Source organism: Pseudomonas sp. DY-1, from assembly GCF_003626975.1.
Lineage (GTDB): Bacteria > Pseudomonadota > Gammaproteobacteria > Pseudomonadales > Pseudomonadaceae > Metapseudomonas.
Genome location: NZ_CP032616.1, coordinates 3,995,569 through 4,009,293, shown reverse-complemented (window position 1 = coordinate 4,009,293; position 13,725 = coordinate 3,995,569). Strand labels below are relative to the sequence as shown.

Below are 13,725 nucleotides of genomic sequence, written 5' to 3'. Positions count from 1 at the left end.
CTCTCGCAACCGCTAACGCCCGTTGGCGATTGAAATCGCCCCCACGGAAAGCAGAAAGCCCGGCGTATGGCCGGGCTTTCTACCATCTGCTACCAGGCTCAGCCGTCGAGCATCGACTTGTCGCGTACCGCGCCCTTGTCGGCGCTGGTGGCGAGCAGGGCGTAGGCTTTCAGCGCGGTGGTCACTTTGCGCGCACGCGGGGCGACCGGCCTCCAGCCTTTCTTGTCCTGTTCCACTCGGCGGGCGGCCAGTTCTTCATCCGAAACCAGCAGGTTGATGCTGCGGTTGGGGATGTCGATAAGGACCTTGTCGCCGTCCTGCACCAGGCCGATGGCGCCACCAGCGGCGGCTTCCGGCGAGGCGTGGCCGATGGACAGGCCTGAGGTGCCACCGGAGAAGCGGCCGTCGGTGAGCAGGGCGCATTGCTTGCCCAGGCCCTTGGACTTCAGGTAGCTGGTCGGGTACAGCATTTCCTGCATGCCCGGGCCACCTTTCGGGCCTTCGTAGCGGATGATCACAATGTCGCCGGCCTTCACTTCGTCAGCGAGGATGCCTTTCACGGCGCTGTCCTGGCTTTCGAAGATCTTCGCGGTGCCTTCGAAGACATGGATGGACTCATCCACGCCAGCGGTTTTCACCACGCAGCCGTCGAGGGCGATGTTGCCGTAAAGGACAGCCAGGCCGCCTTCCTGGGAGTAGGCGTGCTCGACACTGCGGATGCAGCCTTCGGCGCGGTCGTCGTCCAGGGTGTCCCAGCGCGTGGACTGGCTGAAGGCAACCTGGGTGGGGATGCCGGCCGGGCCCGCCTTGAAGAAGGTGTGGACGGCTTCATCCTTGGTTTGGGTGATGTCCCACTGGGCGATGGCGTCGGCCATGCTCGGGCTGTGCACGGTGGCGACGTCGGTGTGCAGCAGGCCGCCACGGGCCAGTTCACCGAGAATCGAGAAGATGCCGCCGGCACGGTGCACGTCTTCCATGTGGTACTTCTGGATGTTCGGCGCCACCTTGCACAGCTGCGGGACCTTGCGGGACAGGCGATCGATGTCGCGCAGGTCGAACGCCACCTCGCCCTCCTGGGCTGCGGCCAGCAGGTGCAGGATGGTGTTGGTGGAGCCGCCCATGGCGATGTCCAGGGTCATGGCGTTCTCGAATGCCTTGAAGTTGGCGATGTTGCGCGGCAGCACACTGTCGTCGCCCTCGCCGTAGTAGCGCTGGCACAGCTCGACGGCCAGGCGGCCGGCGCGCAGGAACAGCTGCTCGCGGTCTGCGTGGGTGGCCAGGGTGGAGCCGTTGCCCGGCAGCGACAGGCCGAGGGCTTCGGTCAGGCAGTTCATGGAGTTGGCGGTGAACATGCCGGAGCAGGAACCGCAGGTCGGGCAGGCGCTGCGCTCGTACTCGGCGACCTTTTCGTCGGAGCAGGAATCGTCGGCCGCCACGACCATGGCGTCTACCAGGTCCAGGCCGTGGTTGGCCAGCTTGGTCTTGCCGGCTTCCATTGGGCCACCTGAGACGAAGACCACCGGGATGTTCAGGCGCAGGGCGGCCATCAGCATGCCGGGAGTGATCTTGTCGCAGTTGGAAATGCAGACGATGGCGTCGGCGCAGTGAGCGTTGACCATGTATTCCACGGAGTCGGCGATGATCTCGCGGCTCGGCAGGGAATAGAGCATGCCGTCGTGGCCCATGGCGATGCCGTCGTCTACGGCGATGGTGTTGAATTCCTTCGCCACACCGCCGTGCTTCTCGATCTCGCGGGCGACCAGCTGGCCCAGGTCTTTCAGGTGCACATGGCCGGGCACGAACTGGGTGAAGGAGTTGGCGATGGCAATGATCGGCTTCTTGAAGTCCTCGTCCTTCATCCCGGTGGCGCGCCACAGGGCACGAGCGCCAGCCATGTTGCGGCCGTGGGTGGAGGTTTTCGAGCGGTAATCGGGCATGACGGTTTCCTGCGGCTAATCAGGTGTCTGTAAGAGTCTCATCGTGAGCGCGGAACATACCGGATGCAAACGGCAGATGGCCATTCGGTCGGTGGTGGCCGGAAGGCGGGGCGGGGTCACCGCTCGCTCGGCCGGGGCTCACTGGCCCGCCGGAGGATGGTTGGCGAGGAATTGCCCGATTCTACGCCGGGCCTGGCCGGCAGGGAAAGGCTGGCGGTCGGGCCGGCGCAGCGGCCGGCCCAGTGCCGGGCAGAGGTGCTTAGCTGTTGGGCAGCAGGCGAACGGTCAGGCTCTTGATGTAGCGGGTCTCGACGATGGCCGGGTGCACCGGGTGGTCCGGGCCCTGGCCTCCGCGCTCCAGCAGCTGGATATTGCGGTCCAGGTGACGGGCGCTGTTGAGCAGGATGTTCTGCAGGTCGTCTTCCGGCAGGTGCATGGAGCAGGAGGCGCTGACCAGGATGCCGTCCTTGTTCAGCAGGCGCATGGCTTGCTCGTTGAGGCGGCGATAGGCGGCCTCGCCGTTCTTCAGGTCCTTCTTGCGCTTGATGAAGGCCGGCGGGTCGGCGACGACCACGTCGAAGCGCTCTTCGGCGGCTTTCAGTTCCTTGAGGGCTTCGAACACGTCACCTTCCACGCAGGTAACCTGCTCAGCCACGCCATTGAGGGTGGCGTTGCGCTCTACACCGTCGAGGGCGAAACCGGAGGCGTCGACGCAGAACACTTCGCTGGCGCCGAAGGCTGCAGCCTGCACGCCCCAGCCGCCGATGTAGCTGAACAGGTCGAGTACGCGCTTGCCTTTGACGTAGGGCGCCAGGCGTGCACGGTTCATGCGGTGGTCATAGAACCAGCCGGTCTTCTGGCCTTCCATCACCGGGGCCTCGAACTTCACGCCATTCTCTTCCAGGGCGACCCACTCGGGCACCACGCCGAAGGCGGTGTCCACGTAACGCTCCAGGCCTTCGGCTTCACGCGCGCTGGAGTCGTTCTTCCAGAGCACACCGCGCGGCTTGAGGACTTGCACCAGGGCGTCGAGCACGGCGGCCTTGTTGCGCTCCATGGCGGCGGAGGCGAGCTGCACCACCAGGTGATCGCCGAAGCGGTCCACCACCAGGCCCGGCAGCAGGTCGGAGTCGCCGTAGACCAGGCGGTAGAAGGGCTTGTCGAAAAGACGCTCGCGCAGGCTCAGGGCGACGTTGATGCGGTGCACCAGCAGGGACTTGTCCAGGGTGTGCTTGGTGTCGCGGGATACCAGGCGAGCGCAGATCAGGTTGTTCGGAGAGATGGCGACCACGCCCAGGGGTTTGCCGCCAGCGGCTTCGAGGATGGCCTGGTCACCCGGCTGAAAGAGGTTCAGCGGGGTGGTGACCACGTCCACTTCGTTGCTGTAGACCCACAGGTGGCCGGCGCGCAGGCGTCGATCGGCATTGGCTTTGAGGCGCAGGCTGGGCAGGGACATGTGTCGCTCTCCGGAAAAAAGGCGGGGATTATACCCCAGCCCGTGCGGGCTCCGGGGGCCGCCCGGCGGTGCCATGGGCGACCTGGCACGATGGTCGGAAAATCGCCGGAAATCCCGCGCAAACGGCAGGTGCAACCGGGTAGACTGTCGATTCGGTCAAACTTCCCCCCCCATTCCCATGGCTCAAGAACTATCCGCAGATCAGATCCGTCAGGTCCTGCAGGGCATCAGCGTGCCGCCGCAGCCGCAGATCATGGTCGACCTGCAAATGGAGCAGGTCATGCCGACCCCGGACCTGAAATCCATCGCCCGCCTGATCAGCCAGGACCCGGGCCTGTCCGGTGCGTTGCTGAAGATCGTCAATTCACCCTTTTTCGGCCTGACCAACCGCATTGCCTCGATCCAGCAGGCGGTGAACCTGCTGGGCTGCAACACGGTGATCAACCTGATCAACGCGCAGTCGATCAAGGGCGAGATGACTGATGAGACCATCGTTACGCTGAACCGCTTCTGGGACACCGCCCAGGACGTGGCCATGACCAGCCTGACCCTGGCCAAGCGCATCGGCTACCAGTCCGCCGACGAAGCCTACGCGCTCGGCCTGTTCCACAATTGCGGCATCCCGCTGATGCTCAAGCGCTTCCCGGACTACATGATGGTGCTGGAGGAGGCCTACGCCAGCGCAGGCCCCGAGCGCCGCGTGGTGGACACCGAGAACCGCCTGCTGAACACCAACCACGCCGTGGTCGGTTATTTCACTGCGCGCTCATGGCGCCTGCCGGAACACCTCTGCGAAGCCATCGCCAACCATCACAACGCCCTGTCGATCTTCACCGACGACTCCGGGCGCGATGCCCAGCTCAAGACCCTGCTGGCCATCCTGAAGATGGCGGAGCACATCTGCGCCTCGCATCTGGTGCTGGGTAACCAGGCGGAGGATTACGAGTGGATGAGCATCCGCTCCCAGGTGCTGGACTATGTCGGGTTGTCGGAGTACGACTTCGAGAACCTCAAGGAAAGCATCCGCGAGCTTGGCGTTAGCTGAGTCGCGCCGAGTACCGAGATTCAGATGCCTGAACTACCCGAAGTCGAAACGACCCGCCGCGGCATCGCGCCCTTCCTCGAAGGCCAGCGCGTCAGCCGGGTGATCGTGCGTGAGCGCCGCCTGCGCTGGCCGATTCCCGAAGACCTGGATGTGCGCCTGTCCGGCCAGCGCATCCTGCATGTGGAGCGCCGCGCCAAGTACCTGTTGCTGCAGGCCGAAGTCGGCACCCTGATCAGCCACCTCGGCATGTCCGGCAGCCTGCGCCTGGTGGAGGCTGGGTTGGTCGCGGCCAAGCACGAGCATGTGGATATCGAGTTGGAGTCGGGCATGGCCCTGCGCTACACCGACCCACGCCGCTTCGGCGCGCTGCTTTGGAGCGATGACCCACTGAACCACGAGCTGTTGCGCCACCTGGGGCCGGAGCCGCTGACTGGCCTGTTCGACGGCGAGCGCCTGTTCCAGCTGTCCCGTGGCCGCAGCATGGCGGTGAAACCCTTCATCATGGACAACGCCGTGGTGGTCGGGGTCGGCAACATCTACGCCAGCGAGGCGCTGTTCGCCGCCGGAATCGACCCGCGCCGCGAAGCGGGCTCCATCTCGCGGGCCCGCTACCTGAAGCTGGCCGAGGAAATCAAACGCATCCTTGCGCAGGCCATCGAGTGTGGTGGCACTACCCTGCGCGACTTTGTCGGCGGCGACGGCAAACCGGGCTACTTCCAGCAGGAGTTGTTCGTCTACGGCCGTGCTGGCGAGTTCTGCAAGCAGTGCGGCTCGACCTTGCGGGAAATCCGCCTGGGCCAGCGCGCCAGCGTCTATTGTCCGCGCTGCCAACGCTAATCCCTCGCCGGGTCGCGAGACTCGGCGTCGAGCATTCCTAGAACAAGAAAAGAAGTCTGTCCTATGTACGGTAATTACCTGCCCCGCAATCCCTTTGCCGAGGCGATTGGCCACGGCGTGCTGCGTCTGATGGGCTGGCGCATCGAAGGGCGCCTGCCACCCCTCGACAAGTTCGTGATCATCGGCGCCCACCACACTTCCAACTGGGACTTCGTGTTGTTCCTCACAGTGAAGTTCGTGCTGCGCCTGAATGCCCGCTGGTTCGGCAAGCACACCATCTTCCGCTGGCCCTTCGCCGGGCTGCTGCAACGCTGGGGAGGCGTGCCGATCCATCGGCATCTCAAGCTGAACATGGTGGATCAAGCGGTGGAGCGCTTCCGCGAGAATCGCGAGTTCATGCTGGTGATCTCGCCGGAAGGCACCCGCAAACGCGTGGATCGCTGGAAAATGGGCTTCTACCACATCGCTTGCGGCGCCGGAGTGCCTATAGTCCCGGCTGCCCTGGACTACGCCAATCGCCGGGTGGTGATCGGCGAGCCGTTCTACCCCACGGGTGACGAGCACGCCGATCTGCGCCAGTTGCTGACCTTCTACCGCCCTTACGTGCCGAAAAAACCCGACTACGCTTTCAATGGCGATTGAAGGCCGTCACGCTGCCAATGTGCCATGCGCTGTTATAGTTTTTCGTACACCACTATCTGAAGGATCGCCCGTATGAACCTGCTCCGCACAACCGCTGCTGTCCTGGCGCTGACCACTGGCCTGCTGGCGCTGCCGGCTCACGCGGAAGTGGTTCAGGAAAACACCAGCGGTGACCCGATGTACACAGTCAATGCTCCCACCGGTTACAGCATGGCCGGCGATATCATCATCGCCCGCCCGCTGCTGATCGGCGCCACCGTGATCGGTGCGGGCCTGTTCATCATCAGCCTGCCGTTCTCCGCGCTGGGCGGTAATGTCGGCGAGGCGGCCAATGCGCTGGTCGTCGAGCCGGGCAGAGAAGCCTTCGTGCGCTGCCTGGGCTGCACGATCAGTGGCTACAAGCACGACTGATTCCTTCCCCCGACTCCATTGCGACGGCCCCTTTCGGGGCCGTCGGCGTTTTCGGGCGCCATGCGGGTTGCCGTCAGACGACTGTATCGGGTAATAGCTGAGCCCTGTCTGGTGAAGGAATACCGCCCGTGAAGCACAACTCGCGCATCATCCTGCTTGCCCTGGCTACTGTCGGGCTGGCATTGAGTTTCTGGTTCAGTTCCGGCTGGCTGGAGCTCTGCGCCGGCCTTGCGCTGTTCCTGTTCGGGATGCAGTGCCTGGAAGAGGGGCTGCGCCAGCTGGCCGGCAGCAAGCTCGAGCAACTACTGGCCAGCAGCACCGCCACCTCCTTCAAGGGGCTGATGTTCGGCATCTGCGGCACCTTGCTGTTGCAGTCCAGCACGCTGGTATCGCTGCTCACCATCGCCTTCATCAGTGCCGGGCTGATCCAGCTCGCCGGCGGTATCGCCATCCTCTTCGGTGCCAACTTGGGGGCTACCAGTGGTATCTGGCTGCTGGCCTTGGCGGGGCAGAACCTCAGCCTGAGCCCGCTGGCGTTGCCGCTGCTGGTCTTCGGCGTGCTCGGTGGTTTCCTCGGCGAGAAGAGCAAGGCGGCCGGGCGCATCGTCCTCGGAATTGCCTTCATCTTCCTCGGCATCGACCAGATCAAGGACGGCTTCGCCAGCTTCGGCGACGGCCTCGACCTCACCGTCTTCCAGGCCGACGGGGTGATGGGAAGCTTGCTGTTCGCCCTGGTGGGGCTGCTGGTTACCGTGGTGCTGCAATCCAGTCATGCCACGCTGATGCTGACGCTGGCGGCCCTGGCCGGCGGTCAGCTGGAGCTGGCCCAGGCTTTCGCCATTGCCATCGGCTCCAACGTCGGCAGCAGCGTCACCACCGCCTTCGTCGGCTCCCTTGGCGGAAACCGCAGTGGACAACGGCTGGCGTTGGCCCACGTGTTGTTCAACGTAGTTACCTGCACCCTGGCTTTCATCCTGCTGGGGCCGTTGAGCTTGATGGTCGATCGGATCGCCGGCATCACCGGGCTGGGCGACAACGAGCTGATCCAGCTGGCCATGTTCCACAGCCTTATCAACGCCATGGGTGTGCTGCTGTTCTGGCCGCTGCAAGAACGCCTCGCTTACTGGCTGGTGCGCTGGTTGCCGGAACGCGAAGAGCCCCAGGTGCTGATCACCGAGCTGGCTGTAGGGCCGGAGGAACTGCTGCGTACCCGCGCGCGCTACCTCAACGAGCGCGCCCTGGATTCGGTGGATGCCGCTGCCAGCGCCGTGGTGCGCGAACTGCGCCACCTCGGTCGCTTGAGCATGGAAGTGATCTGCCACGCGCTTTACCTGCCGGTGGACCAACTGGCAAAGGCGCAAGGCGATGAGCGCCTGCTGCAGGCTCGGCCGGAGCGCCATCATCTGGACGCCGAAGCGCTCTACCAGCGGCATATCAAAGGTGTGTATGGCGACCTGCTGAGCTTCATGGGGCGGCTCGATCTGCCTCTGGATGAGGCACACCAACAGTTCTGGGTCAGTTGCCAGCTGGCCGCGCTGCAACTGGTGGATGCGGTGAAGGATGCCAAGCACCTGCAGAAGAACCTCGGGCGTTACCTGGACCAGGAGCCTGCTCCCCTTCGTGATGCCTATGTGGACCTGCGCCGCCACTTGCTGGCGATGCTCCATGAGCTGCGCGAGCTGGGCCGCTCCGACCTGCCGGAAGAGGCATGGAACGAGCGTCTGGGTTGGCTGGACGAGCAGGCCGCGACCTTCGATGGCAGCTTCCGTACCCGGCTGTTCAATTCAGTGCGCAAAGGTGAACTGGATGGCCTGATGACCAGTTCCCTAATGAACGACCTGGGATATGCGAGCCGGATTTTCCAGAGCCTGCGAAATGTGCTGATGCTGGGTGAAGGGCAGTTGCTGTTCCGCGAGCTGCGACGGCTGGAACAGGATGAAGAGTCACTGATCGTGCTGGACGGCGATCGTCCATAAGGTGTGCGGTGAGTGCCGGTATACCGTGCAATGCCTGGAGGCGGAGCGCCCGTAGGTTGGTGCAGAGCGCAGCGAAGCCTAACGATGCCAGGCCTCGGCCTTGCGTGTTGGGCCTCGCGGACTCGGCGCCAACCTACAGTAGGGGCGAATGAATTCGCTCCTACTTGATCTGCTCGATTTCGAGTATTTCAGAGAGGCCCAGCCCGCGCGGATCGCTGGCGGCTTCGAGGTTGCCCTTGGCCTTGTTCCAGAACAGCACCTGCTGATTGCCGTAGTTGCGTTCCAGCGGCTTGAGGCTGTAGCCGCGGGCGCGCAGTTCGGCGATTTCGCTGCTGCTGAAGGCGCCGGGCTCGTGCTCGATCTGGTCCGGCAGGTACTGGTGGTGATAGCGCGCCACCGCCGGCCAGCGGTTCACTGGCTGACCGTCCAGGTACTCCAGCACCGACAACAGCACCATGCTGGGAATCCGGCTGCCACCTGGAGTGCCGAACGCGGCGAACTCCTCTTCGCTCTCGATGAAGGTCGGGCTCATGGACGACAGTGGGCGTTTTCCCGAACCCACAGCATTGGCCTGGCTGGCGGCGAGTCCATAGGCGTTGGCACCTTCGGGGTTCGCGGCGAAGTCGTCCATCTCGTCGTTCAGCAACACGCCGGTGCCGGGCACGGTGAAGGCGGCGCCGAAGGGCAGGTTGATGGACAGGGTGGCGGCCACTGCGTTGCCATCCTTGTCGATGACTGCGAAGTGAGTGGTGTGGTCACCCTCGCGCCACGGCGGTGATGGCGGCAGGCTGCTGCTCGGGGTAGCACGGCGGGCATCGATACCTTTGGCGAGGTCTTTCAGGTAGCCGGCATCGAGCAGCCGGGCCTGTGGAGTCGCGACGAAATCCGGATCGCCGAGCAGCCCACGGTCGCGGTACGCGCGGCGCAGTACCTCTACCACGTAGTGGGTGCGCTGTACGCGGTCGGCCTTGCGCCACGGCAGTTCCTGCAGCATGGCCAGGCTCTGGGCCAGGGCGATGCCGCCGGCCGAGGGCGGCGGGGCGCCGATCAGCTCACGGCCATCGGCAAGGCGGAAGCGAATCGGCTGGCGTTCCACGGTCTGGTATTCGGCCAGGTCGCGCAGGCTCCAGATGCCGCCGGCGGCGTTCACACCTTGCACCAGCTTCTCCGCGGTGGGGCCGCTATAGAACCCGGCCTTGCCATAACGGGCGATGCGCTCGAGGGTGTTGCCCAGTTCCGGCTGGCGCAGCAGGCTGAATTCCTCCGGGATTTCACCCTTGTGGTCGAGGAACAGGCGCGCCGTCTCCCGGTCGTCGCGCATGGACGACAGCCGCCAGGAGGCGCGTTCGCGGTAGATGCGATCCACCGAAATGCCGTCGCGAGCCAGGCGGATGGCCGGTGTCAGGCTGTCGGCCAGCGGCAGGCGGCCGTAGCGGCTGGCGAGGTCCACGAGGGCGGCAGGCAGGCCGGGAATTGCGGCGGCCAGCGGGCCGTCCAGGGACAGGGCCGGATCGACCTTTCCGTCGCGGACGTACAGGCGCGCGTTCGCGGCCAGCGGCGCGCGTTCGCGGGCATCGAGGAAGCGGTAGGCGGGTTTTTCGCCCCCCTGACGGAGCAGGAAGAATCCACCGCCGCCCAGGCCTGAACCGTAAGGTTCGGCGACTGCCAGGGCGGCGCTGATGGCCACAGCGGCATCGAAGGCGTTGCCGCCCTGGGCCAGGGTTTCCAGGCCTGCCACGGTGGCTGACGGATGCGGCGTGGCGACTGCCGCGCGGCCAGGCTCGGCAGCTTGGGAAATGCCCGCGAGCAGAAGCAGCGACGCCAGCAACGCGCCACGATAGGAGCCGCGTACCGGGCGGCCCATGGGTCAGGCCTTGCCGGTGAGCTTCAGGTACTTCTGCATCAGCTCATCCTTGCTTTCGACATGGGTTTCGTCGAGCGGAATGCAATCGACGGGGCAGACCTGTTGGCACTGGGGTTCGTCGTAGTGGCCGACGCATTCGGTGCACAGGTTGGGATCGATCACGTAGATCTCTTCGCCCTGGGAGATCGCGCCATTCGGGCACTCGGGTTCGCAGACGTCGCAATTGATGCAGTCGTCGGTGATCTTGAGGGACATGGGAACAACTCCTGCCGTCGCCAGGCAGCGGCGGCCTTGAACAGAAAATAGCGGAATTGTGCCGGATTGCCGCGATCGGCGCACGCGCCGATCGCCACGGTTCAGGGCCGGCCCTGGCGAGCCTTCAGTATCAGCGCTTGAAACGCTCGGCCAATGCCGCCGCGACGGCCGGATGGACGAACTTGCTGATATCGCCGCCCAGGGCCGCTATTTCACGTACCAGGGTGGAGGAGATGAAGGAATACCGTTCCGACGGGGTGAGGAACATGCTCTCCACATCCGGCGCCAACTGGCGGTTCATGTTGGCCAGTTGGAATTCGTACTCGAAGTCGGATACCGCGCGCAGGCCACGCAGGAAGACATTGGCGTTCTGCTCCTTGACGAAATGCGCCAGCAGGGTGGAGAAGCCCACCACTTCGACGTTCGGCAGGTGTTTGGTGACTTCGCGCGCCAGCTCCACACGCTGCTCCAGGCTGAACAGCGGATTCTTCTTCGGGCTCGCGGCAACGGCGATGATCACGGTATCGAACAGGCGCGAGGCGCGTTCGATCAGATCGCCATGACCCTTGGTGATGGGGTCGAAAGTGCCCGGATACAACACTCGGTTCATCGCGACGTCCTGGCAGGGGACCGAAAGGGAATCGGATGGTAGCGCAGCGAAACCCCGCGGCCAAGAAGTGCGCTCATCAGGTCGCAGCCGGCCGGCGCACCAGCCAGATCACGATGGCCAATGCCAGGCAGACCAAGGCTACCCAGTCGGCGATCACCACCTTGCGTAGCGCGGCGTTGTAGCCCGGCGTGAGCCAGGCCAGCAGGAGGAACGACAACACGCTTACCAGCCCGCCCAGCATGGCCGCCGGTTGCAGCGACGGACGAAAGGCGGCCCAGACGAGCAGCGCGCCGAGCAGCCCGAAGAGCACCGCGCGGTGGCGCATCAGGATCAGCAGGTTGGGTTCGCTGAACGACAGGCCATAGAGCGCCGCGAGTCGTTCAGCCCCGAGCAGGCCGCTGATCGGTAGCAGGTGAATGATGCCGGCGACGATCAGCAGCGCGGAGATGAGCTTGTCCATGGTTTTGTCCTCGAGCGGTAGCCCGTCACGCCTTGCCTATCCGCCCGGCCAGCGCGCTGGCCAGCTTCGCCGTCAGGCCATAGACCGAGAGCTGGGGATTGGCGCCGATGCTGGTGGGGAACAGCGAGCCGTCGTGGATCGACAGGTTGGCCAACTGGTGGTGGCGGCCCTGGCTGTCGGTCACTGCCAGCTTCGGGTCCTCACCCATGGCGCAGCCGCCCATCACGTGGGCGCTGCCAAGACGGGTGCGGTAGAGCTCCAGCGGCAGGTTGTCGATCAGGCTGCGGGCTTCGGCCAGAGTCTTCACGTAGTCGGCGTCATTGTGCATGGGGAGGACGGCGCGTGCGCCAGCGGCAAACTGGATCTCGGCCATGACGTGGAATGCCCGGCGAATGCCGTCCCAGGTGTAGTCGGTCATGCGGTAGTCGAGCACCGGGCTGCCGTCGCCGCGCAGTACCACCGAGCCCTCGGCGCTGTCCGGGTGGAAACCGTCGCGCATCAGGGCAAGCATCACGTTGGTGTGCGGTAGCTGTTCCATGCGCAGTGCGTTGTCGACGCCAAAACGACCCAGGAGGGTGCTGGTGAGCGCCGGTTGCAGTGGCGGCACTTCGAGCTTGTAGGACATGCGTCCGGTGGCGCCGTCATCCCACTGGTAATGGTCTGAGTAGATCGACTGCGGCGCGCCGTAGAAGGGGTTGATCACCCGGTCGAACTGCGCCGCGGAGAAGTTCACAACGTGCAGGAATGTGCGCTTTCCGACGCGGCCGTGCGGGTCCGGTGCGTTGGAGCGCAGAAGCAGGCCCGGGGTGTTGATGCCACCGCCGGAAAGCACATAGTGGCGCGCCTTGACGGTGATCTTGCGGCCATTGGGTGCCACGCAGCGCTCGTCCAGGCCAAGGCATTCGATGCCGGTGACCTTGTCTCCCTCGATCAGCAGCTTTTCCGCTCGGGCCAGATAGAGCAACTCGCCGCCCTTCTCCAGGGTGGCTGGAATGGTGGTGACCAGCATCGACTGCTTGGCGTTGGTCGGGCAGCCCATGCCGCAGTAACCGAGGTTCCAGCAGCCGCGCACGTTGCGTGGAATCACCTTCCAGTGCAGCCCGAGTTTTTCGCAGCCGAGGCGGATCACATCGTTGTTCGGGTTTGGCGGAATTGCCCAGGGCGCGACGCCAAGGCGTTGCTCCATCTTCTCGAACCAAGGCGCCATCTCGGCCACCGACAGGCCCTTTACGCCGTGTTCGCTGGCCCAGTGCTCCAGCGTCAGGTCCGGAGTACGGAAGCTGGACGTCCAGTTCACCAAGGTGGTGCCGCCCACGGCGCGACCCTGGAGGATGGTGATGGCGCCATCCTTGGTCATGCGGCCAATGCCTTCCTGGTACAGGCTCGGGTAGGCCTCGGCCTCTTGCATCTTGAAGTCGGAGCTGGTCTTGAGCGGGCCTTCCTCGATCAGCAATACCTTGAAGCCTGCCGCGCTGAGAATTTCCGCGGTGGTACCTCCGCCGGCGCCGCTGCCGACGATCGCGACGTCGGCCTCCAGCGTCAGGTCCTGCTCCAGGCGCGAGCCGTTGTGGGTTTTCCAGCCGCGGGCAAGGCCTTCGGCGAACAGATCGGGTACAGGCATGTCAGGGTCTCGAGCGAGTTCTTGTCGTTATCGGCGTGGATCACACGCTGGGCGGGCCGGGGTAGCCGCAGTGCGCCCAGGACTCCGGCCTGCCGTACCAGGCCATCATCACCAGTTGCAGCAGGGACGCGTGGCCCATCTTCAACAGGCCGATGGAGCTGTTTTCCCAGCGCGTGAGGAAGTCATGGACGTGCTGGGCGCTGGCCTTCTCCCAACTGCCCCAGACGCCCGTCAGCGGGCCACGGGTGACCGGTAGCGCGAGCACATCGAACAGTTGCATGGTCAGCTTGAGCATTTCCGGGGACAGGCGATGCAGGGCGTAATCCAGGCTTTGCAGGGCACCATCCACCGCCGTCGGCATGCCTTGGGCCGGCACGGCGCCGTCCAGCATCACTGGCACCAGCGCGCGCAGGAAGGGCAGGTCGGACTCACGGAGCACGGCAAAGCCACCTGCGGGAACGCTGGCCGAGCAGCCGGTGAGGCTTGCGGTCACACCGGCGGTGGCGAGAAAGGCCGAGCCGAGCAGGCCGACCTTGAGCAGGTTGCGCCGGGATAGCCCCGGCGCTTCGAGGGTGGTTTCGCTCATTTTTATTATCTGCCTGCGAAGGCCC

General features: G+C 64.8%; 13 protein-coding genes. 5 read left to right on the top strand and 8 right to left on the bottom strand.

Annotated features, from left to right (window positions below; genetic code table 11):
• Positions 1–98: 98 nt before the first annotated feature.
• On the bottom strand, positions 99–1,937 hold the full coding sequence (ilvD, locus tag D6Z43_RS18925) for a dihydroxy-acid dehydratase (protein ID WP_120653622.1): 1,839 nt from the start codon (positions 1,935–1,937) through the stop codon (positions 99–101).
• Positions 1,938–2,196: 259 nt separating this feature from the next.
• Complete coding sequence (locus D6Z43_RS18920; protein ID WP_120653621.1) at positions 2,197–3,393, bottom strand: class I SAM-dependent rRNA methyltransferase; 1,197 nt, start codon at positions 3,391–3,393, stop codon at positions 2,197–2,199.
• A 232-nt stretch (positions 3,394–3,625) separates the two neighbouring features.
• On the opposite strand from D6Z43_RS18920, the gene D6Z43_RS18915 reads away from it, so the two are divergent.
• The 5 genes from D6Z43_RS18915 to D6Z43_RS18895 all read left to right on the top strand — a co-directional run bounded on the left by D6Z43_RS18915 (position 3,626) and on the right by D6Z43_RS18895 (position 8,304).
• Positions 3,626–4,438, top strand: a complete 813-nt coding sequence (locus D6Z43_RS18915) for an HDOD domain-containing protein (RefSeq protein WP_162945905.1) — start codon at positions 3,626–3,628, stop codon at positions 4,436–4,438.
• A 24-nt stretch (positions 4,439–4,462) separates the two neighbouring features.
• Positions 4,463–5,275: a bifunctional DNA-formamidopyrimidine glycosylase/DNA-(apurinic or apyrimidinic site) lyase gene (mutM, locus tag D6Z43_RS18910; protein ID WP_120653619.1), complete on the top strand. Its 813-nt coding sequence runs from the start codon at positions 4,463–4,465 to the stop codon at positions 5,273–5,275.
• Between the two features lie 63 nt (positions 5,276–5,338).
• A complete protein-coding gene (locus tag D6Z43_RS18905) occupies positions 5,339–5,917 on the top strand; it encodes a lysophospholipid acyltransferase family protein (RefSeq protein WP_120653618.1) in 579 nt (192 codons plus the stop codon).
• A gap of 72 nt (positions 5,918–5,989) precedes the next feature.
• The gene (locus tag D6Z43_RS18900) at positions 5,990–6,328 is read left to right on the top strand and encodes a multidrug transporter (RefSeq protein ID WP_120653617.1); all 339 of its coding nucleotides are present in this window, start codon (positions 5,990–5,992) and stop codon (positions 6,326–6,328) included.
• 128 nt (positions 6,329–6,456) lie between these two features.
• Positions 6,457–8,304 (top strand): Na/Pi cotransporter family protein, encoded by a 1,848-nt coding sequence (locus D6Z43_RS18895; RefSeq protein ID WP_120653616.1) that lies wholly within the window; start codon positions 6,457–6,459, stop codon positions 8,302–8,304.
• A gap of 160 nt (positions 8,305–8,464) precedes the next feature.
• Here D6Z43_RS18895 and ggt read toward each other — a convergent pair whose 3' ends face one another.
• From ggt to D6Z43_RS18865, 6 genes are all read right to left on the bottom strand, one after another.
• A complete protein-coding gene (ggt, locus tag D6Z43_RS18890) occupies positions 8,465–10,168 on the bottom strand; it encodes a gamma-glutamyltransferase (protein ID WP_120653615.1) in 1,704 nt (567 codons plus the stop codon).
• 3 nt (positions 10,169–10,171) lie between these two features.
• Positions 10,172–10,423, bottom strand: coding sequence for a YfhL family 4Fe-4S dicluster ferredoxin (locus tag D6Z43_RS18885; RefSeq protein ID WP_028629061.1), 252 nt, complete (start codon positions 10,421–10,423; stop codon positions 10,172–10,174).
• 130 nt (positions 10,424–10,553) lie between these two features.
• A complete protein-coding gene (gene coaD, locus D6Z43_RS18880; RefSeq protein WP_028629060.1) occupies positions 10,554–11,033 on the bottom strand; it encodes a pantetheine-phosphate adenylyltransferase in 480 nt (159 codons plus the stop codon).
• 76 nt (positions 11,034–11,109) lie between these two features.
• Positions 11,110–11,493, bottom strand: coding sequence for a phosphopantetheine adenylyltransferase (locus tag D6Z43_RS18875; protein WP_120653614.1), 384 nt, complete (start codon positions 11,491–11,493; stop codon positions 11,110–11,112).
• 25 nt (positions 11,494–11,518) lie between these two features.
• The gene (locus D6Z43_RS18870) at positions 11,519–13,114 is read right to left on the bottom strand and encodes a GMC family oxidoreductase (protein ID WP_120653613.1); all 1,596 of its coding nucleotides are present in this window, start codon (positions 13,112–13,114) and stop codon (positions 11,519–11,521) included.
• A gap of 40 nt (positions 13,115–13,154) precedes the next feature.
• Entirely contained in the window at positions 13,155–13,700 is a 546-nt protein-coding gene (locus D6Z43_RS18865; RefSeq protein WP_120653612.1) for a twin-arginine translocation pathway signal protein, read from the bottom strand.
• Positions 13,701–13,725 lie beyond the last annotated feature (25 nt).